At 61.6% G+C, this 25,569-nt stretch carries 26 protein-coding genes; 15 read left to right on the top strand and 11 right to left on the bottom strand.

Going from position 1 to position 25,569, the window contains the following annotated elements; genetic code table 11:
- Positions 1-44: 44 nt before the first annotated feature.
- Positions 45-713, bottom strand: coding sequence for a DsbA family protein (locus ACBG85_RS26330; protein WP_083056376.1), 669 nt, complete (start codon positions 711-713; stop codon positions 45-47).
- Between the two features lie 140 nt (positions 714-853).
- Here ACBG85_RS26330 and ACBG85_RS26325 point away from each other — a divergent pair, with 140 nt between their 5' ends.
- Positions 854-1,681 (top strand): AraC family transcriptional regulator, encoded by an 828-nt coding sequence (locus tag ACBG85_RS26325; RefSeq protein WP_030536057.1) that lies wholly within the window; start codon positions 854-856, stop codon positions 1,679-1,681.
- Here ACBG85_RS26325 and ACBG85_RS26320 read toward each other — a convergent pair.
- Together ACBG85_RS26320 and ACBG85_RS26315 are read right to left on the bottom strand one after the other, a co-directional pair.
- On the bottom strand, positions 1,668-2,663 hold the full coding sequence (locus ACBG85_RS26320; RefSeq protein ID WP_007730787.1) for an ABC transporter substrate-binding protein: 996 nt from the start codon (positions 2,661-2,663) through the stop codon (positions 1,668-1,670). The two genes, ACBG85_RS26325 and ACBG85_RS26320, sit on opposite strands and share 14 nt — an antisense overlap.
- A 6-nt stretch (positions 2,664-2,669) precedes the next feature.
- On the bottom strand, positions 2,670-4,064 hold the full coding sequence (locus ACBG85_RS26315) for an MFS transporter (RefSeq protein WP_372025417.1): 1,395 nt from the start codon (positions 4,062-4,064) through the stop codon (positions 2,670-2,672).
- A gap of 119 nt (positions 4,065-4,183) precedes the next feature.
- On the opposite strand from ACBG85_RS26315, the gene ACBG85_RS26310 reads away from it, so the two are divergent.
- Positions 4,184-4,846: a TetR/AcrR family transcriptional regulator gene (locus tag ACBG85_RS26310; RefSeq protein WP_372025416.1), complete on the top strand. Its 663-nt coding sequence runs from the start codon at positions 4,184-4,186 to the stop codon at positions 4,844-4,846.
- Positions 4,847-4,852: 6 nt separating this feature from the next.
- Here ACBG85_RS26310 and ACBG85_RS26305 read toward each other — a convergent pair whose 3' ends face one another.
- Positions 4,853-6,073, bottom strand: a complete 1,221-nt coding sequence (locus ACBG85_RS26305) for an SfnB family sulfur acquisition oxidoreductase (RefSeq protein ID WP_372025414.1) — start codon at positions 6,071-6,073, stop codon at positions 4,853-4,855.
- A 98-nt stretch (positions 6,074-6,171) separates the two neighbouring features.
- Here ACBG85_RS26305 and sfnG point away from each other — a divergent pair, with 98 nt between their 5' ends.
- Positions 6,172-7,296 (top strand): dimethylsulfone monooxygenase SfnG, encoded by a 1,125-nt coding sequence (gene sfnG, locus ACBG85_RS26300; protein WP_007730790.1) that lies wholly within the window; start codon positions 6,172-6,174, stop codon positions 7,294-7,296.
- Positions 7,297-7,308: 12 nt separating this feature from the next.
- On the opposite strand, the gene ACBG85_RS26295 is transcribed toward sfnG, so the two are convergent.
- On the bottom strand, positions 7,309-8,835 hold the full coding sequence (locus ACBG85_RS26295) for an aldehyde dehydrogenase family protein (protein ID WP_372025412.1): 1,527 nt from the start codon (positions 8,833-8,835) through the stop codon (positions 7,309-7,311).
- 127 nt (positions 8,836-8,962) lie between these two features.
- On the opposite strand from ACBG85_RS26295, the gene ACBG85_RS26290 reads away from it, so the two are divergent.
- Together ACBG85_RS26290 and ACBG85_RS26285 are read left to right on the top strand one after the other, a co-directional pair.
- Positions 8,963-10,105 (top strand): acyl-CoA dehydrogenase family protein, encoded by a 1,143-nt coding sequence (locus tag ACBG85_RS26290; RefSeq protein WP_007730792.1) that lies wholly within the window; start codon positions 8,963-8,965, stop codon positions 10,103-10,105.
- A 9-nt stretch (positions 10,106-10,114) separates the two neighbouring features.
- Positions 10,115-10,807, top strand: coding sequence for a GntR family transcriptional regulator (locus tag ACBG85_RS26285; protein ID WP_003942905.1), 693 nt, complete (start codon positions 10,115-10,117; stop codon positions 10,805-10,807).
- A 9-nt stretch (positions 10,808-10,816) separates the two neighbouring features.
- On the opposite strand, the gene ACBG85_RS26280 is transcribed toward ACBG85_RS26285, so the two are convergent.
- Positions 10,817-11,437, bottom strand: coding sequence for a TetR/AcrR family transcriptional regulator (locus ACBG85_RS26280; protein WP_007730794.1), 621 nt, complete (start codon positions 11,435-11,437; stop codon positions 10,817-10,819).
- A 116-nt stretch (positions 11,438-11,553) separates the two neighbouring features.
- Here ACBG85_RS26280 and ACBG85_RS26275 point away from each other — a divergent pair, with 116 nt between their 5' ends.
- The 3 genes from ACBG85_RS26275 (at position 11,554) to ACBG85_RS26265 (ending at position 14,909) form a co-directional block, all read left to right on the top strand.
- Complete coding sequence (locus ACBG85_RS26275; RefSeq protein ID WP_047269413.1) at positions 11,554-12,423, top strand: oxygenase MpaB family protein; 870 nt, start codon at positions 11,554-11,556, stop codon at positions 12,421-12,423.
- 104 nt (positions 12,424-12,527) lie between these two features.
- On the top strand, positions 12,528-13,667 hold the full coding sequence (locus tag ACBG85_RS26270) for a serine hydrolase domain-containing protein (protein WP_372025410.1): 1,140 nt from the start codon (positions 12,528-12,530) through the stop codon (positions 13,665-13,667).
- A gap of 147 nt (positions 13,668-13,814) precedes the next feature.
- Entirely contained in the window at positions 13,815-14,909 is a 1,095-nt protein-coding gene (locus ACBG85_RS26265) for a GGDEF domain-containing protein (protein WP_083056378.1), read from the top strand.
- A gap of 9 nt (positions 14,910-14,918) precedes the next feature.
- On the opposite strand, the gene ACBG85_RS26260 is transcribed toward ACBG85_RS26265, so the two are convergent.
- Positions 14,919-15,131, bottom strand: a complete 213-nt coding sequence (locus tag ACBG85_RS26260) for a hypothetical protein (protein WP_007730800.1) — start codon at positions 15,129-15,131, stop codon at positions 14,919-14,921.
- Positions 15,132-15,163: 32 nt separating this feature from the next.
- On the bottom strand, positions 15,164-16,594 hold the full coding sequence (locus ACBG85_RS26255; protein WP_050656772.1) for an MFS transporter: 1,431 nt from the start codon (positions 16,592-16,594) through the stop codon (positions 15,164-15,166).
- Positions 16,595-16,657: 63 nt separating this feature from the next.
- Here ACBG85_RS26255 and soxR point away from each other — a divergent pair, with 63 nt between their 5' ends.
- The gene (soxR, locus tag ACBG85_RS26250; RefSeq protein WP_003943238.1) at positions 16,658-17,098 is read left to right on the top strand and encodes a redox-sensitive transcriptional activator SoxR; all 441 of its coding nucleotides are present in this window, start codon (positions 16,658-16,660) and stop codon (positions 17,096-17,098) included.
- A 12-nt stretch (positions 17,099-17,110) separates the two neighbouring features.
- On the opposite strand, the gene ACBG85_RS26245 is transcribed toward soxR, so the two are convergent.
- From ACBG85_RS26245 to ACBG85_RS26235, 3 genes are all read right to left on the bottom strand, one after another.
- The gene (locus tag ACBG85_RS26245; RefSeq protein WP_003943111.1) at positions 17,111-17,917 is read right to left on the bottom strand and encodes an ABC transporter ATP-binding protein; all 807 of its coding nucleotides are present in this window, start codon (positions 17,915-17,917) and stop codon (positions 17,111-17,113) included.
- A gap of 15 nt (positions 17,918-17,932) precedes the next feature.
- Complete coding sequence (locus tag ACBG85_RS26240; protein WP_003943086.1) at positions 17,933-18,637, bottom strand: FadR/GntR family transcriptional regulator; 705 nt, start codon at positions 18,635-18,637, stop codon at positions 17,933-17,935.
- A gap of 102 nt (positions 18,638-18,739) precedes the next feature.
- Entirely contained in the window at positions 18,740-19,300 is a 561-nt protein-coding gene (locus ACBG85_RS26235) for a QsdR family transcriptional regulator (protein ID WP_003943195.1), read from the bottom strand.
- Positions 19,301-19,457: 157 nt separating this feature from the next.
- Here ACBG85_RS26235 and ACBG85_RS26230 point away from each other — a divergent pair, with 157 nt between their 5' ends.
- From ACBG85_RS26230 to ACBG85_RS26205, 6 genes are all read left to right on the top strand, one after another.
- Positions 19,458-20,429 carry a phosphotriesterase gene (locus tag ACBG85_RS26230; protein WP_003943005.1) on the top strand — a complete coding sequence of 324 codons (972 nt, stop codon included), beginning with the start codon at positions 19,458-19,460 and terminating at the stop codon, positions 20,427-20,429.
- Between the two features lie 3 nt (positions 20,430-20,432).
- Positions 20,433-22,088, top strand: a complete 1,656-nt coding sequence (locus ACBG85_RS26225; RefSeq protein WP_372025405.1) for an AMP-binding protein — start codon at positions 20,433-20,435, stop codon at positions 22,086-22,088.
- A 250-nt stretch (positions 22,089-22,338) separates the two neighbouring features.
- Positions 22,339-23,730 (top strand): MFS transporter, encoded by a 1,392-nt coding sequence (locus ACBG85_RS26220; RefSeq protein WP_003943131.1) that lies wholly within the window; start codon positions 22,339-22,341, stop codon positions 23,728-23,730.
- 68 nt (positions 23,731-23,798) lie between these two features.
- On the top strand, positions 23,799-24,473 hold the full coding sequence (locus tag ACBG85_RS26215) for a TetR/AcrR family transcriptional regulator (protein WP_372025403.1): 675 nt from the start codon (positions 23,799-23,801) through the stop codon (positions 24,471-24,473).
- Between the two features lie 38 nt (positions 24,474-24,511).
- Positions 24,512-25,144: an HAD family phosphatase gene (locus tag ACBG85_RS26210; protein WP_315873464.1), complete on the top strand. Its 633-nt coding sequence runs from the start codon at positions 24,512-24,514 to the stop codon at positions 25,142-25,144.
- 55 nt (positions 25,145-25,199) lie between these two features.
- Positions 25,200-25,487, top strand: coding sequence for a putative quinol monooxygenase (locus ACBG85_RS26205; RefSeq protein ID WP_007730819.1), 288 nt, complete (start codon positions 25,200-25,202; stop codon positions 25,485-25,487).
- Positions 25,488-25,569 lie beyond the last annotated feature (82 nt).

Genomic DNA, 25,569 nt, shown 5'->3' with positions numbered 1-25,569 from the left:
TACTGAAGGCGCCGGGCGTACCTTTCGCTCGCAAGGTGGGTGGGTCAAGCCACCGCATACGCCCGCACGCACGTGTTCAGGTCGCGGGTGAGATCGGCCGCGGTACTGGTCGGAGAACCGAATTTCACGACGGACCCGTCGCTCCCGTGGAACAACAGCGTCGGAAACGAAGTGGCGCCGAGCCTGCGTGCTCGGACGAAATCAGCGCGGGCGGCATCCTTCGAGGCGTCGGTGAACAGGGAAGACACCGCGGCAGATGGGTCGAGTTGGAGGGATTCCGCGATGGATCGGTACGTCTCGGGATCGGAAAGGCTGCGCCCGTCTCGGTAGAACGCGATCTGCATGGCCTCCGCGATGTCGAGGGCGCGTGTCGGATCTTGCGCGCGCAGTGCGGCGAGTCCGATCGCTGCATCCGTCGAATCCATGACGAACCGCCCATCAGTCACCAGTTGTGAATATCCGTCACCGAAGACAGCGCCGGTCTGGGCGGCGATGGTGGCGTTGGCTGATTTCAGGTACGGAGCCGAAGACATGGGCGCGACGCGCTCACCGGTGAACAGTCCGCCGCTGACCACGGACAAGTCGACGGAATCGGCATTTTGACGGACGAACTCCGTCAACGCAGGGCCGAAGCCGAAACACCACCCGCAATAGGCGTCGAAGACGTAGGTGAGTTGCGTCTTGCCTGCTGTTTCCGAGCGTGATGTCTGCACTGGAAGATTCCTATCCGAGCGTGAACTGATTGATACCCTGACGGTATGTCGCATTCGGGTATTCGGTCACGGTGAAGATGAGTCCCGGACTAGTGAAAAACAGACAAGTACCCGTCCGGGACGTCGGGTACGCATCGTCGGTGGCTGACGCGACCGAGATCGAAGTACTCAGCCTGGACACCATTCGCATCAACGGGGGAAGCGCAGAGTTCGTCGGCCCCCAACGTCCGCAATTTCACTTGCTCGCGCTGGTGACCGAGGGCTCGGCGCTACACACCATCGACTTCGTGAACTACGCGGTGAGCCCGGGGACCGTGTTCTGGGTCAGACCGGGGCAGGTGCAACAGTGGGGGCGAATCCAGGACTTCGAGGCGACGGTTGTTCTGTTCACACCCTCGTCGCTCGATGCCGTCAGCCAGCAGTTGTTGGACGGGAACGCTCGCAGTCGGCAGGCAGCGTGGCAGTTGTCCGGCGAGAACCTCGAGACCATCAGCACGGGTATGAAACACCTGAACCTGAACTACGGCTGCCCGGATACTTCCGCGCCGGTCGTTCGCGCGGCCATTCTGCGGCACACGCTGACAGCAATTCTGTTGAAACTGACCCATCTCGGTGGACAGGAACAGAGTTCCGTGCTGGCGCACAATGACGTGTTCGAAAGGTTTCATGCCGTTGTCGAACGTGACTTCGCCACGGTCCGTTCGGTTTCGGAGTACGCCAACAAGATCGGGTACTCCGAGAAGACTGTGCTGCGGGCCACCCGAGCCGCTGCCGGGATGACGGCAAAGCAGTACATCGATCAGCGTGTGGTTCTCGAAGCGAAACGTCTGCTGTCTTTCGGCACGGACACGGTCACCCAGGTGGCGTCGAAGTTGGGGTTCGACGATTCTGCGAACTTCACGAAGTTCTTCGCCACCCGGGTGGGTGTTTCTCCGCTGACCTTCCGTCAGGACGTCAGAGCGCGCTGAATGCCGCCCATCGCGCGTCGGCGCTGTCGAGGGTTCCGATACTGTTCTGCCCCTTGCCATGTGCGATGCCGTCCAGATCCTGGATGATCCAGTAGATGGCAAAAGGATGGCTGCCGAACCAGAGATCACCGCTGACGTCCAGAGCGTGCGCCGGATCGGGTGTCAGGTTGTCGAACAGTGGAGTGTTTCGCACGATGGATGCGTCGTACTGCTGCCCGGAAAGTACGGCGACGGTCTGCGCCGCATGCTCGGGTAGGAGTTCCGGCGAGACGGGGGAAATCGTGCCGGTGTCTTGATTGTTGGTCGCGTTGACTTCCGATGCCGGCCTGGTGAATCCGGCCTCGGTGACCAGTGTGGAGATGGGAGTGGTCGGTGGCACGGTGAACAGGTTTCCGCTGTAGCCGAGAAGGATCGCAAGGCTCTGGCCGGCAGCCGCGGACTTGACGCCTTCGAGGCCGGATTCCAGCTTTCCGATCATGGCGGTAGCTTCGCTGCCTCGATCGAGCTGTGCCCCAGCGTGTTCGAGCACATCACGCCACGGCGCCGAGTACGGGAGGACCAAGGTTGGCGCCACGGAATTGATCTGCGCGAACAGGCTCGGTAGTGGACCGGCATTGCTCATCAAGATCTCGTCGGGTTCGACGGACGCGATCTCCTCGACGGCGGGGTTGGCGAAGAAAGTCGGCTTGTCGAGAACTTCGACGCCCTGCTCGCGCAGAATCGACTTGGCGACGTCCGATCGCAGGGTGCTGTAGACGACGGTGGGCTTCACGCCGAGTGCGAGTGCACTCAACCCCGCGTACTCGTCGAGCGCGAGAATGCGCTGCGGTGAGGCCGGAACTTCGACGGTGCCGAGTTCGTGGGTGACGGAGCGAGTTGCAGAGGCGGTGTCGGACTCGGCGGAGCTGCTGCACGCGCTTGCGCCGGCGACGGTCAGGAGAAGCGCCGAGACGATGCCGAATGCGGTTCGGGTGGTGAACATCTGAGGTCAACGATCCATTCGTGGGAAGAAGAAGGACAGGAGGGTACCGGCCAGCAGTAGGCCGGAGCAGACGAAGAGGGCCTGGGAGTATCCGGAAACCAGTGCTTCGGTCGGCGCGCTGTCCGAACGTGCCGTCGAGGAAGCGGCGACGCTCACGAGAACGGCTAGTCCGAGTGAACCGCCGATCTGACGCGATGTACTCAGTAGCCCGGATGCCATGCCGACTTCTTCGGGGGGAGCGTCGGCGGTGGCGACGTTACTGAGCGGCATGAACGACAGACCGATGCCGATGCTCGCCAGAAGCGAAGGCACCAGGATGACGGCCCAGAAGGGACTGTCGAGGTTCATGGTCGAAAACATGAAAGTTCCGATTGCGGCGACTGCTGTCCCGACTACGAGCAGCGGTCGAACTCCGTAGCGCGGAAGGAGTTTGGTGGACGCGAGGATGCCGATCACCAGGCCGAAGCAGAAGGGCAGGAAAGCCAGACCGGTGGTGGTCGGTGAATAGCCCAGCCCGCGTTGCAGGAAGAGTGAGACGAAGAAGAACGCGCTGAACTGTGCCGCGCACACCAGGCACATGATGGCGTTGGCCAGTCCGATTCGGGGTCGAAGCAGGGTGGACAGTCGTACCAGTGGTGTGGCGCAGCGGCTTTCGACCACAACGAAAGCAGTGAGCAGCGCGATCGTGAGCGCGAATCCACCCAGCACGTAACCCGAAGTCCAGGAATGTGATTCCGTGGCGATCACTGTGCCGACAAGGGCGGTGATTCCGGCCGTCGCCAAGATGGCTCCGGGGAGATCGAGAGAGCCGCCTCTGGCGGCTTGGCCGGCCGGCAGGCCGCGGGCACCGGCAACTGCGGCGATCAGGGCCACTGGTGCGCCGGCGAACATCACCCATCGCCAACTGAGCCCTTCGGTCAAAATGCCGCTCAGGACGACACCGAGTGCGCCGCCCAGTGCTGACGACATTGCGCCGATGCCGAATGCCTTGGCCCTGGCGCGTCCGGTGGGAAAGGCCTGACTGAGGGCGGCGAGCCCGGCCGGCGCGATCAGTGCAGCGCCGACGCCTTGAAGCGCCCGAGCTCCGACAAGCATTTCGGCGGACACGGAGAAGGTGCCGACGATGCTGACGAGGGCGAACAGCAGAAGCCCGGAAACCAGAACTCGACGAGTGCCCATCACGTCGCACAGACGACCGCCGAGAAGCAGCAGTCCGCCGAAGGCGAGGGCGTACGCGTTGACGACCCAGGACAACCCGGCGTCGGAAAAGTTCAGCGATTCCTGAATGTCGGGCAGTGCGACGTTGATGACCGACATGCCGAAGGCCACCAGGAACTGCGCTGCCGCGGCGGCTGTAAGGACCAGAGCCGGTGCGGCTACCGCTCGAGTTGTTGTTGTCATTGCAGGTACCTAATTTGTATACGCGTTCTCATAAGTAGTTAGGTTTACCTTGCTGGCGACTGGGATGCAAGGGGTTCCCCGGGCGAGAGCGTCGTAGCAGGGGCGCGCACAATCGACGGATGGCCGAAAAGATGGAACCGAGATCACCGCGGCTCGGACGTCCCCCGACGATCACGTCGGAGCAGATAGTCGACGAGGCGAAACGGCAGCTACAGACCGGCGGCGCCGACGCGTTGAGCATGCGAGCGTTGGCGAAGTCGCTCGGCACCACGCCGATGGCGCTGTACCGGCACGTGGGCGACAAGGAACAGCTGATCAGCGCGGTGCTCGATGTGTACTCACAAGATCTCGGCGCGCTGGTCCTGCCGCAGGATCAGGTCGAACGGCTTCGCACGATCTTCACCGCGATCTTCGAAACGCTGGCGTCGGAGCGCTGGATCATCGAGTTGCTTCAGCGCGGTGGCCGTGGTGGGAGCGGCGCTGTGGTCTTGGTCGATCGGGCGATGGCCGCGTGTGTCGAACTCGGTATGTCACCTCGTCGCGCACTGTTGGTCTATCGAGCGCTGTGGAACTACACACTCGGCGCATTGCTCAACATCTACGACACCACTACGCGACCGGAAGGCAGCGTGTCACCTCTCGCGGTCAAGATCCGAGAAATCGGGCCCGAGAAACTGCCGGTGCTCAGTGAGGTGCTCGAGGACTGGCCGGGAGGGACGACGACTGAGAGCTACTTGGAAGGACTGGAAGTCTTGATCAGCGGATATATGAACTCCGACTGAGTGTGTTCACAGCAGCCCGTGCCGCGGTGGGATTGTCCCGGACAGTGTCCACCGGCCGATGTGCTGGACCTTCCACCTCGTCGGATCGTGCAGGGTGTGCGTGCGCGCGTCACGCCAGAACCGCGAGAGGTTCGCCGATTCGCCTGCGCTTCTGGTGCCACCGATCTCGAACAGCGTGCTCGTGGCCGCCAATGACGCCCTGGCGCCGACCACTTTGGCAGTTGCAGCGTCGATGGATGCTCGGGCCGTGGAGTCCTCGGTGGGATCACGACGCGCCACGTCGATCGATCGCGCTGCTTCCGCCAAGAGGGATCTGGCAGCGCGAACCTCGATTGCCGCTTCGCCGGCGAGTTGAACGAGCAGTGGATCCTCCACCGCTGTATCGACTTTCGCCTCGAAGAAGGGACGCGCCTTTGCCGCGAGTTTCACGGATTCACGCAGTGCAGCCGACGCGATGCCGGTGTCGATCGCGGCGTGCAGGATCTGGGCCTGTGCTCCGTAGGTGGTCGGGTGAGTGAAGAGCGACGTGAAGGGTACGACATTGAACTGCGGTACCGAAACGGATTCCAGGGTCACGGTTCCGCTTGCAGTTGTCTTCTGTCCCATGCCGTCCCAGTCGTCGACGATCGACAGTCCGGGAGTATTCCGGGGTAGGTAGACCGCGGATTTCACCTGTGCGCCGGTCTCGGTGAATTGATCTGCATTGGCGGCACGCACCACGATCCAATCTGCGAAAAGCGCTCCGGTGCAATAGAATTTTCGACCTTCGAGCACAAAGTCTTCCCCGTCGGGGGTGAGAGTGGTGCCGTCGATGTCGATGGTCTGGTTGCCGCGCTCGCTCTGGGCGTTGGCGAACTGCTTGCCCGACAATGCTTCGGCGTAGAAGAACTGCTTCTGCTCGTTAGACCCCTGGTACCGGAGCGCTTCCAGGAAAGTGAAGTGGCTGTGCGGAATCTGCGCGATGCTGGGATCGCCCTCGGCGAGTAGGCGGAAGACCTCGGCCAACGTCTCGGTGCTTGCGTCGATGCCACCGAACTCCTTCGGCACCGAGAGTCCGAGCAAGCCGGACCGCGCCAGGGTGCGAACCTCGTCGTGGGGAAGGAGGCGCTGCGCATCGCGGACTCCGGCACCTGCCGCGAACTCGTCGGACAGCTGTGACGCCACCGAGAGCGCCTCGTCCTCGCTGGTGATGCGGTGCGCGATCTCCTGAATGTTCACAGCAGTCATGCTGCCACCGTTTCACAGTCGCAGCACCCACCCAACACTTACAACCTGTGTGATCGCTACCCTGGAAACCACTGGGAACTGCATGTTTGCTGGGTTTCATGTCTACTGAACGTATCGCCGACGAGATCAAGTTCGCCTACTGGGTGCCCAATGTCAGTGGTGGTCTGGTCACCTCCGACATCGAGCAGCGGACCAGCTGGGACTACGAGTACAACAAGAAGCTGGCACAGACCGCCGAGAACAACGGCTTCGAGTACGCCCTGAGCCAGGTACGTTACGAGGCGAGCTACGGGGCCGAATTCCAGCACGAATCCACGAGCTTCAGCCTTGCGCTTCTCCTGGCCACCGAGAAGCTCAAGGTGATCGCCGCGGTGCATCCGGGACTCTGGCAGCCGGCCGTGTTGGCGAAACTGGGCGCTACCGCCGATCACTTGTCGAACGGTCGTTTTGCCGTCAACGTCGTCAGTGGTTGGTTCAAGGATGAGTTCACACATCTAGGCGAGCCGTGGCTCGAGCACGACGAGCGTTATCGGCGTAGCGCCGAGTTCCTTCAGGTTCTTCGGAAGATCTGGACGGAGGACGACGTCGATTTCCGCGGCGACTTCTACCGCATCCACGACTTCACGTTGAAGCCGAAGCCTCTCAACACTCCGGAGCGCCCCAATCCCGAACTGTTCCAAGGTGGTAACTCGGCGGCAGCCCGTGAGAACGCGGGCCGGTATTCGGATTGGTACTTCAGTAACGGCAAGGACTACGACGGCGTCACCGAACAGTTGGTCGACGTTCGCCGTGTTGCTCGTGAGAACGATCGGGAGGTCAAGTTCGGGCTCAACGGATTCATCATCGCCCGCGACACCGAGGCGGAAGCAAAGGACACACTGCGCGAGATCATCGCCAAGGCCAACCGCCCTGCGGTCGAGGGATTCAAGAATGCAGTCCAACAGGCCGGCGCATCGACCGCGTCCAAGGACGGGATGTGGGCGGATTCGACGTTCGAGGACTTGGTTCAGTACAACGACGGTTTCCGCTCACAACTGATCGGCACGCCGGAACAAATCGCGCATCGGATCGTCGAATATCGCCGTCGCGGTGTCGATCTGATTCTCGGCGGATTCCTGCATTTCCAGGAGGAGATCGAATACTTCGGGGCCAAGGTGCTTCCGCTGGTTCGTGAACTCGAAGCAGCCGACAGCGACGAGCAGGTGCTCGTCACCGCCGGCTGATCGCCTGATCTCTCAGGACTTCGCGTGGCGTTTCGCCAGCATCCAACGTGAGATCTTCATGTCCCTGGCTTTTCGCTCGATGGTCAGCAGGTCCAGTGGAGCGCTGAACTTCTGAACGGCCAGTGATTTCACACTGCTGAACTCACGCAGCCCATCGGCTCCGTGGATACGGCCGAATCCGGAATCGCCGACCCCGCCGAACGGCAGGGCGGCGATTCCGGCGAAACCGAGAACCGAATTGACCGTGACGACACCGCAGTCGAGCTTCTCGGCAATTGCTCGGCCCTTCGACGAACTCTTGGTGAACACCGAGGCGCCCAAGCCGTACTTCGACGCATTGGCGCGTTCGATCCCCTCGTTCATGTCGGCGACCTTGTTCACCACGACGCTCGGGCCGAACGTCTCCTCGGTGATCGCCGTGGAATCCTCCGGAACATCCGTCAGGATGATCGGATCGATGAACGGACCGTTGAACGAATCAAGTCCGCCGAGTACAGCTTTCGCGCCGCGACTGAGAGCGTCTTCGATCTGGCCCCGGACTATCCCAGTCTGCTTTCCCAGCGTCATCGGCCCGTAGGTCGAGCTGTCGGTGGCGCCGGCGTGGGCGTCTCGTAGCGCGGCGGTGAGCTTGGACAGGAAGGCGTCGTACACGGGCGCTGCGACGTAGATTCGTTCGACGCCGGCACAGGTTTGTCCGCCGTTGCCCACTGCCCCGAATGCCGCGAAGCTCACGGCCGCATCGAGGTTGGCATCGGAGTCCACCAGCATGGCGTCCTTGCCGCCGCATTCGGCGACCAGGGGAGTGAGGGTGTCCGCACAGGCGGCCATTACGCGCTTTGCGGTAGCGGTCGAACCGGTGAATGCGATCTTGTCGACGCCGGACGAACACAGAAGTGCTCCGGTTTTGCCGTCGCCGGTAATGGTCTGCAGGACAGGGTGTCCGGGTGCCGCGATGTCCCACAGCCGGGCCAATTCGACGCCGACGCCTGGTGAGAGTTCGCTCGGTTTGAACACGACGGCGTTACCGGCGGCCAGTGCGTAGCCGATCGACCCCATCGGTGTGTACAGCGGATAGTTCCAGGGGCCGATCACGCCGACGACGCCCATCGGCCGGTAGCCAACGGATGCAGACTGGTTGGCGCTGATCAGTCCTGCACCGACGCGTCTGCGGCGCAACACTTTCTGTGCGTTGCGTGCCGCCCAGTCGAGATGTTCGACGGCCAGCATGACTTCGAGTAGTGCGTCGTCGCTGGGTTTTCCGGTCTCGGCGGAAATGATCGCCGCCATCGATTCGGCGTGAGTGGCGATCGCGGCGCGGAAATTGCCGAGCACCTTCCGGCGGCCTTGGAATCCGAGTTGATCCCACCACTTCGACGCCGTGCGTGCTGCGGCGACCGCTTTCTCGATCTCTCGCTGGTCTGCAATGGGGTGCTGCGCGACCACGGAATCGTTGCGAGGGTCGAGGCTCGCGAAAGTGTGATCGTCCGATCTCGGATCTGTCGACGTGGACGTGCTCTGGCGGCCGAGCTGTTCTGTCATGTTCTTCAGATCCTCCACATGTCGGTGCATCACATATATGTGATGTGATTTACTGTGCTGGTAGTCACAGTATGCGTCGGACCGAGCTCCGACAAGCCTCCAGCCTCATCTCACTCGGGAGTTTTCGATGTACATGGATTTCACGCAGGAGCAGTCTGATTTCGCCAAGTCGGTAGCGTCGTTCTGCAAGAAGGAAAGTGGTACCCGTGAGCAGCGAGACCTGCTGACCGATCATGGCGCCCATAACCACAACCAGGCGTTCTACGAGAAGATGGCGGAATTGGGATGGCTCGGGCTGACTGTCCCGGAGGAATACGGCGGATCCGCCGGAAGCACGGTCGACCTGTGCATCTTCCTGGAGGAAGCCGCCAAGGGTATGGCGCCGATCGGTGGACTGGGCCCGACCGTCATCACCGGGGCTGCATACGAGAAGTTCGGCAGTCCGGCCCAGAAGGAGGCAGTGCTCGGCGGGATCGTCCGTGGCGCGTCTCAGTCGATCTCGATGTCCGAACCCGAAGCGGGCTCCGACGTGGGAAATCTGAGTTGCCGCGCCGAGAAGGTCGACGGTGGGTGGCTGATCAACGGCCAGAAGACGTGGTGCTCCAACGCGCACTTCGCCGAGAACATCCTTCTGGTGGCTCGCACATCCCGAGGTGAAGGCAAGCATGAGGGCCTGACGATGTTCCATGTCCCGGCCGACATCTCCGGATTGAAGATCAGTGGAATCGACACCATGGGCGGCAAGGAGGTCAACGATCTCTACTTCACCGACACATTCCTGCCCGAGGACGCGGTGGTTGGGGAAGTCGGCAACGGCTGGCGTCAACTCATGGCCGGACTCAACATCGAACGCCTCATCCTCGCGGCGATGATGCTCGGGACCGCGCAGCGCGCTTTCGACGACACCCTCGAATTCGTCACCACGCGTAAGCAGTTCGGCCGTCCGGTCGGATCGTTTCAGGCGCTTCGCCATCGGATCGCGGATCTCGCCACGGAGATCGAATGCGGCCGTCTGCTGGTCTACAGCGTGGCCAGGATGGTCGACGCCAACCCGACCAAGATGTTCCCGCGGGAAGCGTCGATGGCCAAGCTCAAGCTGACCGAGACCGCCAAGAAGGTCGCGCTCGAGGGGATGCAGATGATGGGTGGGTACGGTTACGCGACTGAGTTCGACATGGAGCACCATGTGCGAAAGACTCTTGTGTCCTCCATTTATGGTGGTACCAACGAGATTCAGCGAGACATCATCGGCAAAACGTACGGACTGTGAGGATCGGTTGTGGCAACGTCTGCACGCACTCGGAGAGCGACATCTGAGCTGAGGAGACGGCCACAGTTGTCGGAGGACGTGGCCAACCACGTTCGCAACCTGATCATGTCCGGCTCGGTCCGTCCGGGCGAGTTCGTCAGGCTGGACGAAACCGCGGCCGACCTCGGGGTCAGCGTCACGCCGGTGCGAGAAGCCCTCGTCGCATTACGCGGCGAGGGGATGGTCGAGTTGGTTCCGCATCGCGGCTATCTCGTCTCGCCCCTCAGTCGCCAGGACATCGAAGACATCTTCTGGTTGCAGGGGCAGATCGCGGTCAAGCTGGCGTTGCGGGCGATGGACAGCATCACCGCTGATCAACTCGCGGAACTCACGGAACTCAATGCCGATTTGCGAGCGGCGGTCGACGCTTCGGATGCAGCTGCGATCGAGCAGTGCGAATTCGAGTTCCATCGCCTGATCAATCGCGCTGCGGGTGGTGCGAAGTTGGCATGGTTCCTGTTCGGCGCGATTCGGTACACCCCTGCTCGTCTCTACGCGACGGATCCAGGCTGGGGTGAGCTTGCGGTATCGAGCCACGATGCTTTGATCGCGGCGTTCGAGAAGCACGATCGAGAACAGGTGGACGCGCAGATGAGTCTGCAGTTCTCCGACGGCGCTGCTCGACTTCTCGCTCACCTCGACAACATCGGGATCTGGGACTGAATCAGGAGCTCAAGACGGCGGCAGGGCGGGTGCGAGCAGGATCGCCGCACATTCGGCGACCAGTTCTTCTTCCGTCACGTCGATGTACCCGTCGAGCCATGCACTGAGGGTCTGCGCCAGGCCGCCGACCAGGAACGTGGCGGTCAGGGTCAGATGACCGCTGTCGTTCAATCGGTAGAAGGTCTTCGCGTTGGCGGCCAGGAGACCGATGAATATCGTCGTCGACGCTTGGCGTTTCTCGGCCAGGACAGGGCTCGTCAGGGCGCTGGAGAACAGTAGACGTCCGCGACGGGGATCGTTCGCGATAGTGCGGACGATGTTCGCGATTCCAGCGAGCGCCTTGCCGCGTTCGGTCTCGGCGGCGTCCACTGCAGCCTGGGTTGAAACGGCGATGTCCGTGATGACGGTGTCGTAGACGGCCGACATCAGAGCATCACGATCGGTGAAGCTCTCGTAGAAGTACCGCGCCGCGACACCGGCCTTCTTGCACACTCCGCGGACCGTCAGTTCGGGCTCGGCGGAGCCCATGAGTTCCAGACCGGCCTCGATCAGCGCCTCCCGTCGTTGGGCTACGCGGAGCGCGCCGTCGACGCCACCGTACGAACGCGGTTGGTCATTCATGAAGACCATCTTTGCATCCAGAGATTGCTTGACATCTCGGCATTTCGGCGTTTCACTCATCTGAGAACATGCGTTCGCAGATATCGACTCGAAGGGGTTCTGCCGTGACGGTGAGTAGGGATTCGATGGACGGGCGCGAGGAAGCGGTGGCAGGCGGCATCGGAGCGGTCGGCGTCCAGGCGGTCGACATCGACGCCGAGGTTGAAAAGGCGATGTCCGGGCTCGGACTGTTGGCTGCAGGCGCCAACGTCATCATGCAGTTGGCGCGCCCGGCGGTGGGGTACGGCGTGTATGAGAGCAAGGTCGAGACGGGTCGGTTGGATCGGCATCCGGTGAAGCGAACCCGGACGACGCTGACGTATCTCGCCGTCGCAAGCCTGGCGACGGACGAAGAAAAGAAGCTGTACCGACGCGCAGTCAACGGCTCTCACAAGCACGTTCGCTCCGATGAGAACAGCGCGGTCGAATACAACGCGTTCGATCCCGAACTGCAGTTGTGGGTAGCCGCCTGCCTGTACCGAGGCTTCGAGGACGTCTACAAAATCTTGTACGGGGATCTCGATCCGGTCACCCGGGATGCGTTCTATCAGCGCAGCGCCACGTTCGGTACAACCCTTCAGATGCGACGCGACATGTGGCCGGCGGACCGGGATGCGTTCGAGGTCTACTGGAACGAGAACCTCGACAAGGTGGCGATCGACGAGACGATTCGTGAGCATCTCTACGGGATCGCGTCGGCGACCTTCACTCCGAAGTTGTTGCATCCCGTGGTCGGTCCGCTCAACCGATTTGTCACCACCGGGTTCCTGCCCCAAGCCTTTCGTGACGAAATGCGGCTCCCGTGGTCAGTGCGTCAGCAGCGTAACTTCGACCGATCCATGCGCGTCGCCGCGCTGGTCAATCGGTTCAGTCCGAAGATTCTGCGGATGTTTCCCTACAACTTCTATCTCTGGGATCTGCGTCGGCGCATCGCCAAGGGAATCCCGTTGGTCTGAGCCGACTCTGGCACTTGAAGTGATTGACACCACAGGTGAATCGGACACATACTCGACATAGTTGAAGTTGACGTCAAGTTTCATCATTCCTGTGGAGGCTGTCAGTGGCGAACATCGAAGGCGTATGTGACCAGCGATTCTCTGGCTTGAAGGAGGCGCTGGCACGCAATCTCGATTCCGGCGAGGACGTCGGGGCAGCGATCGCACTGACGATCGACGGCGAATCCGTCGTCGACATGTGGGGCGGTTGGGTCGACGTCGAGCACACTGCTCCTTGGTCTCGCGACACCGTTACCAATGTCTGGTCCTGCAGCAAGACCGTGACCGCACTGGCCGCGCTCATGCTCGTCGACCGCGGGTTGCTTGATCTCGACGCCCCGGTCGCGCAGTACTGGCCGGAATTCGCAGCAGCGGGCAAGGACCGAATTCGGGTCCGGCAACTGTTGTCGCACACCTCGGGTGTGTCGGGGTGGGATCAACCGTTCACCCTCGAGAACATTTGCGACGACGAATATGCCACCGCCCGGTTGGCGACGCAGGCTCCGTGGTGGGAACCGGGTACGGCATCCGGATACCACGCCCTCAACTACGGCCACCTGATCGGCGAGGTCGTCAGGCGCATCGACGGACGAACCCTCGGCCGCTTCATCGACGAGGAAATCGCCGGCCCACTCGATGCTGATTTCCGCCTGGGCTTGCCGAAGTCGGAATACGGGCGAGTCTCGAATGTGATTGCGCCACCGCCGTTGCCGATCGACATCGCGGCACTCGGGATGGACAACATCATGGTGAAGACATTCACCGCGCCGCCCGCTGACGCTACAGGTTCGTGGACCGACGGGTGGCGCGCCGCCGAGATCGGTGCGGCCAACGGTCATTCGAATGCGAGGGCACTCGCAAGGATCCAATCGGTGATCGCGTGCGGTGGCAAGGTCGGTGACGTTCGCTTGCTGTCGGAGGAAACGATCGACAAGATCTTCGAGGAGCAGTCGTACGGGGTCGACCTCGTCCTCGGCGTGCCGGTCCGCTTCGGCGTCGGACTCGGATTGCCGACGCCCGAGTCCGTCCCGTTCATTCCGGAGGGGCGAATCTGCTTCTGGGGAGGTTGGGGTGGCTCGCAGATCATCATCGACACCGAGAAGCGCATGACGTTCTCGTACGTGATGAACAAGATGGGGCCGGGTCTGCTCGGTTCCGAGAGATCGGCGCAGTACGTATCGGCGGCCTACGACGCTTTGAGTTGATCGACCGATTCAAATCCGGCAGAACGGTTTTTGTCTGTCGCCGCTGACTATGCTGCCGGATATGCCAGTGTGCTCCGGGGGGAAATCAGCGAGTCCGTTTCGTCGAAGTACGCCCAAAAGTTGCGGAGCTGCATCGGCTGATCGGCGATGAACGGTTTGGTCGACGTCGTCATGCGCTGGTGGCAGTTGCCGGACCAGTTCCACAGTTTCAGCAGGTACCTCCAGGACCGCGGGTTCTTGACTTCCTGCCGGGCGCTGGTCGGCGGAACAGCATTCTGGATGGGGCTGGTGTTGCTGTCGGCGCGATTCAGTGACGTCGGTCCGCAAGGTACGTTCTGGCGAGCGGTCAATCTGGCGGTCATCGCGCTGTGCCTCGGCGCGGCCCTGATCTGGTGGCTGTTTCCGCCTACGCCGCTGTGGTCGTACACCTTTGTCGTGGGTTCCGACGTCGCGATTGCGGCGGCGGCCGCAACCGACTCGGAACCGCTGGGACGACTCATCGCGTGCGTCGTTTTCGCGTCGATCGGCGGCTACATCGCGTTCTTCCACAATCCGAAACTCCAAGTCGGTCACTTGGTCTTCGCCTCGACCGTCACGGTGCTTTCGGGGTGGACTTTGTTGTTCGGGCCAGCAGCGGACGTCGGCTTGGGACTGGCGAAGATCTCGGTTGTGCTGGCTACGATCATCGTGATTCCTGTTGTGTCACAGATTGTTCTGGCGGTCCTGGGTTCGGATGCCACTACCTCCGACATCGACCCGTTGACCGGACTGCTCAACCGTCGCGGATTGGCGCGTCGGGTGAACGACTTGATGGGCGCTCCGGTCACCGAAGCGGATGCACTGCTCGTAGTGGTGATCGACCTCGATCGCTTCAAGACGATCAACGACGTTCACGGCCATGACGTAGGAGACAGCACGATCATGCGAACTGCACTGCGCATCCGTTTGTGGACAACCCAGTCCGCCTTGACTGCTCGTATGGGCGGTGACGAGTTCGTCGTGGTCGAACGGGTACCGGTCAGCGTGATCTCCAGGCTGGAAGGACAGATCCGCTCCGCGATGGACGGAGCGAACGATGACCCTCCGACGAGCGCGAGCATCGGAATGGCGATCCGCACCGCGCCCCGGAATCCGGGTGAGTCCGTCGACGCTGCTTTTGCCGAACTCTTCCGCGTCGCGGACTCGGTGATGTACGAAGCGAAGCGCGAAGGTGGCAACCAGGTGCGGGCGAGCCTGGTCTGATGTGAGAGCTCAGTCGGCGAAGCTCAGACCACGTTCGGCGAGTGCTTCGCGCAGAATCCTCAAGGCCTTCGGTCCCATCCCGTGCAAAGCGCCGAGTTCCTTCTCGGACACGGACGTCAGCTGCGCGAGATGGGTGTAACCCGCTGCGATCAGCGCGCGCTGTGCGGGAGCTCCCGTCTTCGGGAAGTCGGTTTCCACTGTGCCCGGATCCGGTTCTGTCACTGGCCAACTCCTCCGTGTGGGTTTCTCACAGTTTAGCGAGCGTCGTGAACGATTTCGGGGCTGCCGATTTTGTCGGGCGTTCGCGGAAGTGCGCGAGCTGCCACGGCAATGCCGATGATCGAGACAGCGGCGAAGGTGAAGAGAAGCAATTGCGCAGAACGAAGCGTCGACGGTTCGCCGATGTTGACCAGCACTCCGGCCAGGGCTGCACCGAAGGCATTGGCGATCAGCTGAACGGTGTTGATGGCAGCGGAGGCACGCGCACCTTCTCCGGGATCGGTGACCGAGGTCATCGCCCCGACTGCAAGATGAGGCCAGGCGATGCCGATTCCGACGCCGGCGAACAGCAGTCCGATCACCCACGCGACCACCGCACCGGCGCCGGCGTGTTCGGTGAGAAATGCTGCCATGATGCCCAACCCGATCGCGACGAGGATCGGACCGCTGACAACGATTCGTCGCACGATACGAGGGGCTGTTGCCGAGGCGCTCGGGATTTCGCCGAGAGTCCAGCCGAGAGCGAGTGCGGCCCCGAGGAATCCGGCCGCGAGCGGCGCCAGGCCGGCAAGTCGTTGCCCGAAGAGTGGAATGAACGTCTCGACGGTCGACGCGACAGCGAGGACGACGATGGTCAGGTACACCCATTTGAGGGACGACGCGTTGAACGTCGACGGCGGTAGTACGCCGTGGCGCGAGCGACGGTCAGCGGCGACAAAAGCGATCAGTAGCAGCACAGCGGCGAGAACCATTGCGGCGGTCACGGCGAGGTTGGACAGAATTCCGGCAACGCTGACCAGCAAAGCTGCCGCAGTCAGCAATGCCAGCGAGAGGACCGGCACCGGGCTACTGGTGGTGCTGCCCGGTTCATGTGCCGGTAGCGCGCTGGGGACGAGAGCGGCGACTGCGATCGTCGCGATGACCAGGACGCCGAAAGCCCATCGCCAGGCTCCGAACTGAGCAAAGACACCGCCGATTGCAGGGCCGGCGAAGGTGCCGACTCCCCACATCGCCGAAACCAGCGCGGCCCCGCGAGTCCACAGATGTCTGGGGAGCGCGGCATTGATGACGGCGTAACCGAGACCGGCCAGCAGGCCACCGCCCGAACCCTGGATCGTGCGGCCGACCAACAGCAATTCCATCGTCGGGCTGACCGCACAGACAACGGTGCCGAGCGCGAAGATCGCGAGGCCGATCAGGTAGGCCCCGCGCGGTCCCCTGGCAGCGAGGACGTTGGTGACCAACATCGAAGAGATGACGGAAGCAATGAGGAAGACCGTCGCGGTCCAGGCGTAGTACTGCTGACCGCCGATGTCGTCGATGGCAGTCGGAAGCAGGCTGGTCGTCAGGTAGACGTTGGTCGCGTACAGCGCAACGCCGCCTGCGAGGACGGTAGCGGTGCCGAGGTATCGACCGCTCAGGAGCTGCCGCCAGGTTCCGGTGGGAGCATCGGTGGGGGAGTGCATGTTGTCGAAGGTAGAATCTCAAGTGCGCTTCAGGTCAATGTCGCGCAGCCATTGGGAGGCAGAATGATCCGTAAGAGTGACGAACTTCTCTCGATCGGCGAGGTATCGGAGCGCACTGGCGTCGCCGTGTCGGCTGTGCGCTACTACGAAACACTCGGTCTGGTTCCTGCGGAGCGGACGGCAGGAAATATGAGGAAGTTCCCGCGGCATTCGATCCGGCGGGTGTCGCTGATCCAGTTGGCAGTCAGATTCGGGATACCCCTGGCCGAAGTTGCCGAAGTATTCGGATCGTTGCCGCAGGGGCGAACTCCGACGAAGAAGGACTGGCGCAAGATTTCCACGGAGTGGAATCAGCGCCTCGAGGATCGCAAGCAGGCCATCAACCGGATGCAGGACGAACTGACGGGCTGTATCGGCTGCGGGTGTCTGTCACTGAAAACATGCAACCTGCTCAACCCTGGAGACGAACTGGGCCGGGAGGGACCCGGCGCCAGACGTCTCTGAAACTACTGTCGGTCACACTCTTTCGCGTGGCCGCGACTGAGCATTCCACCGACCACCACGACGCTCGATCTCGATGGGATGCGAGAAGCACTCGCTGATGTTCTGGGTGGTGATCACATCCTCGGCGAGGCCGCTGGCGGTCACGACGCCGTCCTTGATCAGAAGAGCATGTGTGGTGGTGCTGGGGATCTCCTCGATGTGGTGCGTCACGAGGATGCTGGCAAGTGACGGGTTCTGATTGCGGAGGTCGTCCAGTGCCGTCAAGAGTTGTTCGCGTGCAGCAAGATCGAGCCCGGTCGCCGGTTCGTCGAGCAGAAGCAGGCGCGGTTCGACCATGAGTGCGCGGGCGATCAGGGCTCGTCCCCGTTCGCCTTGGGACAAGTTGGGCCACAGCGCGTCCGAACGCGGACTCATTCCGAGTAGATCGATCAGTGCGTCGGCGTGAGCCTCTTGCTCCGGCGTCGGTGACCAGCGCGGCATCACCTCGGTGGTGTTGGTGAGGCCGGTGATCACGACGTTGCGGACGGTGATCGGAATTCCGATCGTGTGACGAGGGTTCACGTGCCCGATGTCCATCCGCAGTTCCCTCATGTCGACGCGGCCCAACTTGTGGCCGAGGACGTAAACGGAACCGCGAGTCGGGTGGGCGGTTGCTCCGAGCAGGCTCAGAAGCGTGCTCTTGCCCGCGCCGTTCGCGCCGAGGAGGACCCAGTGTTGTCCGGGTTCGATCGAAATGTTGATGTCTTTCAACAAGTATCGGCCGTCGCGGACGAGATCCACGTGTTCGGTCGACAGAACTGTGCCGGTGGGGTGTTGCACGAGAACTAACCTCTCTTAGGCGTCGAGCACACGCAGTCGTCGTAGGACGGTGTCGATGTTTGCTCGAGTTGCCGCTACCGCGGCTTCTGGGTCGGCGTCTTGAAGGGCCTCGACCAACTGATCATGGGCATGTGAGGTGTCGGGGACGCCGGCCTCGTGGGCCATCATCTCGACGAGGGATTCACGAAGGAGTGGACGCACCGACGTGAAAAGCGAGAGCAGAACTGCGTTTCCTGACAGTCGAACGACTTCGGTGTGGAAGTCGAGGTCGACGTCGACGAACTTCTCGACATCACCCTCGAAATGACTGTGTCGCATGGTCAGTCGACGCCGCAGGCCGTCGAGGTCCTCAGGTTGTACCCGCTCCGCGGCCAGTCTGGCGGCCTCGATCTCGAGTGCGCGACGGACTTCGAAGACCTCGAGGATCCTCGAGCGTCGAAGAAGTTTGGTGAATTCGTCGACGTGCTCGAGTTCGGACGCGGCAGCCACGAAGGTTCCGACGCCGTGTCGGACTTCGAGTAGTCCGTCGCGAGCGAGGAGGCGGATTGCCTCGCGAATCGAGGAACGCCCGACGCCGAGTTCGACGGCGAGGGCCGCCTCGCTCGGTATGCGCTCGGACGGCGCCCACGTTCCATGCATGATTCGCCCGCGCAGCAACTGTTCGAGTTGCGGTACCAGCGGACCACTGCGAAGTGTGAATCCTGTGTGGTCGTCGGACACGGCTTGCCTCTCGGGTGGGTACCGAAAGAGTAACAACTCATCAGACGTCTGAGGACTCGGGTGGCCGGTGTGTCGCCGTAGTGTTCACGCGGTCGAAGCGTGTCAGTTGCGGGTGACGCCGAGGAGCAGTGCGATCAGGTCGAGAGCCGTCTCGATCTCGGCCTTTTCTCGGCCGAGCAGGGGGGCGTAGAGGTGTACGTCGCAGATGCGAACGAGGGCTTCGCCCAGCACTTGCGGCGAGAGCGTGATCGTCAGTTGGCCGGCGTCGACCTGGGACTGCAAGATTTCGGCGGTGATGGAGGCGGAGATCGATTCGATGGAGCCGGGCATCATCGCGAGTTTGATGAACACCATCGGTTCGCGTTTGGTCAGCGCGCGCAGTTCTGTCGACGATTCCACCGATCGCATAACGCGGCCGAAGACGTCGAGAATGTACTCCGGACCTTGCCCCGACGCCTGTGACATCGCCTTTCGGTATGTCCGTTCGGTGGCCTCGGCCAGCACTGTTCCGAGCAGTTCGTCGCGGTTGCCGACCCAGCGGTACAGCGTCGCGCGCCCTACGCCGAGACGTTCGGCGAGCAGTGACATGTCGAGTGGTTCCTCCGCGAGGTACATGCTCGCGGCGGTGTCGATCGCGCGTCGGCGTTCGAGGTCGGTAGGCATCGGGACATTCTCTCCGGTTGTCCGGTACTGCACAATTTCGGCCGTTGAAAAATGGTGAGCCTCGGGGGATCGAGCCTATTGACGAACCTGGCCACGTGAGACACACTAGCTCATTGTCTCATGTTAGTGATGGCGATCACAGTCAGGGGTTCGATCGATGAGTTCAGTACAAACCGTTCGTGGGCCGGTGGATACAGCCGATCTGGGAAAGGTGTTGATGCACGAGCATGTCTTCGTTCTGGGTGAGGAGTTGCGCCAGAACTACCCCGACTACCCCGAACCCTGGGACGAGGAAGTACGGGTAGCGGACGCGGTGGCAAAGCTGACCGAGGTGAAGTCCCGCGGAATCAGCACGATCGTCGATCCCACGGTGATCGGCCTCGGCCGGTACATTCCGCGCATCGTCCGGATCAACGAGCAGGTCGATCTCAACATCATCGTTGCTACCGGCATCTACACCTACAACGACATTCCCTTCCAATTCCATTACACCGGACCGGGATTGCTGTTCGACGGCCCCGAGCCGATGGTCGAACTGTTCGTCAAGGACATCAGGGAAGGAATCGCCGGAACCGGTGTCCGAGCCTCCTTCCTGAAGTGCGCCATCGAGGAGCCGGGCCTTACCCCCGGCGTCGAGCGGGTCATGCGCGCGGTTGGACAGTCGCAGGTGGAAACGGGAGTGCCGATCACCGTGCACACCAATCCGCACACTGAATCCGGGCTGGTCGCGCAGAAGGTTCTGGCCGAAGAGGGTGCGGATCTGACCAAGGTGGTCATCGGTCACTCCGGCGACACCACCGATCTCGACTACTTGTGTGCGCTGGCCGATGCCGGTTCGCTACTGGGGATGGACCGTTTCGGTCTCGAACCGTTCCTGTCGTTCGAGGATCGTGTCAACACCGTGGTGGAGATGGCCCGTCGCGGTTACGCGGAGAAGATGGTTCTGGCACATGACGCGTCGTGTTTCATCGACTACTTCCCCAGCGCGGCAAGAGAAGTGGCACTTCCGAACTGGAACTACACCCACATCAGTGATGATGTCATTCCGGCGCTGCTCGAACGTGGTGTCACCGAAGACCAGGTCAAGGCGATGCTGGTGGACAACCCACGTCGGTATTTCGAGAGCTGAGATATGACCAACGTGTACGAGAGCAAGCCCTGGCTCGCCAATTACGACGCCGACACTCCGCCGAACGTAGACATCGAGCACGTCGACGCCCTCGCGATGTTCCGTGCTTCGCTGGAGCGCGATCGCACCGCCCCGATCATCAGGTACTTCGACAGGACCGTCAGCTTTGCCGAGCTCGACGAGATGTCGGATGCGCTTGCCGTAGCCCTCGCCAAGGATGGAATCGGGTTCGCAGACAGAGTTTCCTTTGTCCTGCAGAATGTTCCGCAGTTCGTGATCGCGACAGTCGCGGTCTGGAAGCTCGGTGCCGTCGTCGTTCCGGTCAATCCGATGTACCGCGACCGTGAGCTGTCCACCGTACTGGCCGACAGCGGAGCGGTAGCAGTCATCTGTCTCGAGTCCTCGGCCGAGACCGTGGCGACTGCGTCCGAGGGCACCGAAGTGCGACGGGTCATCACTACGTCGGAACGGGATTTTCAGTCGCGCGACGATGAACGGATCTTCGGTTCGGCGTCCAGGATTCGTCATGATGGATTTCCGGACCTACTGGAACTGATCGAGGCTCATCGAGGGCAGAAGCCCGAGAAGGTCGATCTGTCCCCGGAAGACCTTGCCTACCTTCCTTATACGTCGGGGACGACCGGCCCGCCGAAGGGGTCGATGAACACGCACTCAAATGTCGTGTTCGCAGCGCAGATCTATCGGGACTGGCTGGGGTTGCGCCCCGGCGGCGCGATGTTCGCGGTGGCGCCACTGTTCCATATCACCGGGTTGATCGGGCACGTCGCGGCTCCACTCCTGGCCGGCGCGCCCACGATTCTGACCTGCCGATTCCATCCCATCGTTGCAGCGGAGTCGATTTCGGAGCATCGGGCTACCGCGATCATCGGAGCGATCACGGTATTCATCGCGTGGACGGACAGCGCCGCAGTCTCGAAGGAATCTTTGAGCTCTCTCGAGTCGGTGTATTCGGGTGGAGCGCCGATCCCGCACGCGGCGTTGGAAGCGTTCCGGGCGAAGTTCGGTCACTACATTCACAACGGCTACGGGCTGACCGAGACGAACAGCCCGGCAATCGTGGTGCCGAATTCGCGTGAAGCGCCGGTAGATCCGGCGTCGGGGGCCGTTGCTGTCGGCGTACCGGTATCGAATACGTACGCCGAGGTGGTGGACGAGAACGACAAGCCGGTACAGGTCGGGGAGTACGGCGAGATCGTGGTCTCCGGTCCCCAGGTTGCACTCGGATACTGGAACAAGCCGGACGAGACCGCACATGCCATGCCGGACGGGCGTTTTCACACCGGCGACATCGGATTCATGGACGGCGACGGTTGGTTTTACATCGTCGACCGGATGAAGGATCAGATAAATGCCTCGGGCTTCAAAGTGTGGCCACGCGAAGTGGAAGATGTTCTCTACGAACACCCTGCCGTACGAGAGGCTGCTGTCGTCGGTGTCATGGATCCGTATCGGGGCGAAACCGTGAAGGCCTTCGTGTCTTTCAAGGACGGTTTCGAGGCGACCACCGAGGATCTGGTTGAGTTCTGCAAGGAAAGGCTTGCAGCATACAAGTATCCACGCATCGTCGAGGTCATGAATGACCTGCCGAAAACAGTGAGCGGCAAGATTCTTCGTCGTGAACTGCGGGTACCGAACTAGATCTACCTGACAAACGAATTGCCGGCGGCCGACAAGGTGAGCCGGCCATTCGTCGTGGTGGCTGACGAGCATCGGTAGGGGATTTAGTCCCCTATGCGGCAATGTATTTCAGTGATTGACATCACTCTTTTTGTATCGCAGACTGATCGCAACGCCACAGAGTTGAAGTTGGTGTCAGTTTCTACTTCTGGCCCGGTTCCGCTTCTCAACTCCCGGCGCGACGAGCGTCCGACCCATCGAGGAGTAACCCATGACGAGATCGGCAGTGGATTCGAGCACGCAGGCAGGGGGCCTGTCCGATCAGGAACGGAAGAAGAAGAAGGCGCACCGCAAACTTCTAGGCGCGGGACTGCTCGGCAGTTCCATCGAGTGGTACGACTTCTTCTTGTACGGAACGGCTGCGGCACTGGTCTTTCCGCATGTGTTCTTCCCCGATTCATCCGCACTGATGGGCACACTGCTCTCGTTCAGTACGTTCTGGGCCGGCTTCGTTGCCCGCCCCATCGGCGGTTTGGTCGCCGGACACTTCGGCGACAAGTACGGACGTAAGCCCGCCGTCGTCACCTGCCTGTTGCTGATGGCTGTCGCGACGTTCCTGATCGGCGCGATTCCGAGTGCTTCGGCAATCGGCGTAGTCGCTCCGATTCTCCTCGTGACACTGCGATTCATCCAAGGTCTCGCCTGCGGTGGCCAGTGGGGCGGAATCGTCCTTCTCCTCACCGAATCCGCGAGTCCCAAGAAGCGCGGATTCTCAGGCACTTTCGGTCAGATGGGTGTTTCGTTCGGTGTAGTGCTGGGCAACTTGGTCTTCCTCGTCGCGACCGCGACCATTTCCAACGAAGCATTCCTGAGTTGGGGTTGGCGGGTTCCGTTCTTCGCCAGCGCGCTGCTCTTCCCCGTGGTTCTGTACATCCAGACGAAGGTCGAGGACACGCCGGAATTCCTCGAGTTGCAGGAAGACGCCAAGAAGAACCAAAAGGACGTGGTCGTTCAGGCTCCACTGGCGCAGGCGCTCAAGGATCACTGGCGCAAGATTCTGCTCGGTTGCGGACTTCTGGCCGCCACCAATGCACTGTTCTACATCAGCATCGCCGGCGTGCTCAGCTACGGCACAACCGAACTGGGGTTGAAGCGGAACTCACTGCTCATCATCTCGCTCCTGAGTGCGTTGCTGACAGTCGGTGTGGTGCTGTGGTCCGGGAAGATGTCCGACAAGATCGGTCGTCGTCCGATGATCCTGATCGGCGCCGCGGCGATCGTGGTCTGGGCATTCCCGTACTTCTGGTTGATCAACACCAAGTCCCTGCCGCTGTTCTTCATCGCGGTGACAGTCGGCAGCGTGTTCCAGTCGATGACCTACGGGCCGATCGCTGCGTACATGGGTGAGCTGTTCGCGCCCAACGTGCGTTACTCGGCAGCATCGTTGGCGTACCAGCTGGCGGCGATCACGGTCAGCGGTGGTACTCCGTTCATCATGACGGCACTCATCGCGAAGACCGGGACCACTACATGGGTTGCCGTGTTCGTAGCCCTCATGGGTCTGGTGACCTTCTTCAGTGCCTGGGTGCTGAAAGAGACCAACCCGAAGGAAGTTCGGGACGATCCGAACGCAATTCCGGGCGCGCACCTGTACGCCAAGTAACTCTTTCGGTTTCGAGTAGACGCCCGCTATCGGTCACCGGTAGCGGGCGTCTGACGTATAACTGGAGCATGGCTGCAGCACGCACAGGCTCCGAAGATGCTTCGTCGACAGTGTCACGGGAACTCCCCTCCACTCAGCGTGGTTTGCGTACGCGTCGAGCGTTGATCGATGCGGCCCGCACCGTTTTCGAACGGTCCGGCTATCTGGACTCGCGGCTGATCGACATCACTGTAGAGGCGCAGTGCTCGGCCGGTACCTTCTACACCTACTTCGCGAGCAAGGAAGAGATCTTCGCGGCAGTGATGGAGTTGGCGCGCGAAGACATGATGCATCCGGGTATGCCGCACACTCCGAAAGGCGCGGATCCTGCTGAGGTCATCGCGGCGAGTAACCGCGCGTACCTCGAGGCATACCGACGGAATGCGAAGCTGATGGGACTGCTCGAGCAGGTAGCAAGCATCGATCCGGAGTTCCGGGTTCTCCGCCTCGAGCGTGCTGACGCGTTTGTTCGACGCAACGCGCGCAGTATCGAGAAGCTGCAGAAGACCGGACTGGCGGACGCGAATCTGGATCCGCTACTGACGTCTCGGGCACTCTCCGGGATGATCAGTCGACTTGCGTTCGGGTACTTCGTATCCCGCGGCGGCGAGGACGGCGCCGCCGGAGTGACCTTCGACGGTCTGCTCGATACCGTCAACCGGTTGTGGATCAACACTTTGCAATTCTCGCTACGCCAAAATTGATGTTGACGCCGGGTTCATGTTTGGTGTCTGATGGAGCAATGACACCCACGCGTACGGCAGTGCTCGTCGATTTCGGTGGAGTTCTCACCTCCAGTGTGCTGCGGGCCTTCGAAGATTTCGGGGCCTCGCTTGGCGGCGACCCACGACTTCCGTTGACCCTGCTCTCCCGCGACGACGTCTCGAAGAAACTGCTCTCCGATCACGAATCCGGAAAGATCGACCAGGAGGCCTTCGAAGCAGGATTCGGGGAACGGCTACGAGCGCACGGCGCCGTTGTGGACAGCGTTGGATTGGTCGACCGTATGCAAGCCGGGCTGATTCGAGACGAGGAGATGGTGCGTCTGCTCGCGGATGTCCGAGCGGCGGGTCACCCTGTTGCGCTCGTGTCCAATGCTTTCGGGCGTGATTGCTACGCGGGTTTTGTGCTCGAGGACCTCGCCGACGAAGTGGTGATCTCCTCGGAAGTCGGGATTCGTAAGCCCTCTCGTCAGATCTACACCATCGCGTGTGAGCGGCTGGGTGTTGCGCCCGAAGGCGCCGTGATGATCGACGACCTGCAACAGAACCTCGACGGCGCGGCACGATTGGGGATCGCCGGCATTCTCCACACCGATGCGGAAAGCACTCGCAGTCAGTTGGAATCGACGTTCGGACTACTGCCCATGCAGTGAAACTGTAGGTTCTCGGTAACACTCGAATACTGCTGGAACACTTTTGGAGGAATGAATGATTGCTGTCATCGCGGATATCACCGTCAAAGACGGAAGCGGCGAACAGTTCGAAGCCGTAGTCGCCGAACTTGCCGAGAAGGTGCGCACGGAAGAGCCCGGAACGGTTCTGTATCAACTGATCCGCTCGAAGACGGATACGAATTCGTACAAGTTCATGGAGCTGTATCAAGACAGTGCTGCGATCAAGGCCCATGGATCGTCCGAGCATTTCCAGGCCGCGGGAAAGGCGATGGCGCCCTTCCTCGCAGGCGCCCCGCAGATCGAGTACTTCGACGCACTCTGAGCGCATGGACAGGGCACTCTGAGCGCATGGACAGGGCACTCTGAGCGCATGGACAGGGCACTCTGAGCGCATGGACAGGTGA

This window comes from Rhodococcus sp. NyZ502 (assembly GCF_041464245.1).
GTDB lineage: Bacteria > Actinomycetota > Actinomycetes > Mycobacteriales > Mycobacteriaceae > Rhodococcus_F > Rhodococcus_F qingshengii.
This window is presented reverse-complemented; position numbering and strand designations above follow the sequence as displayed.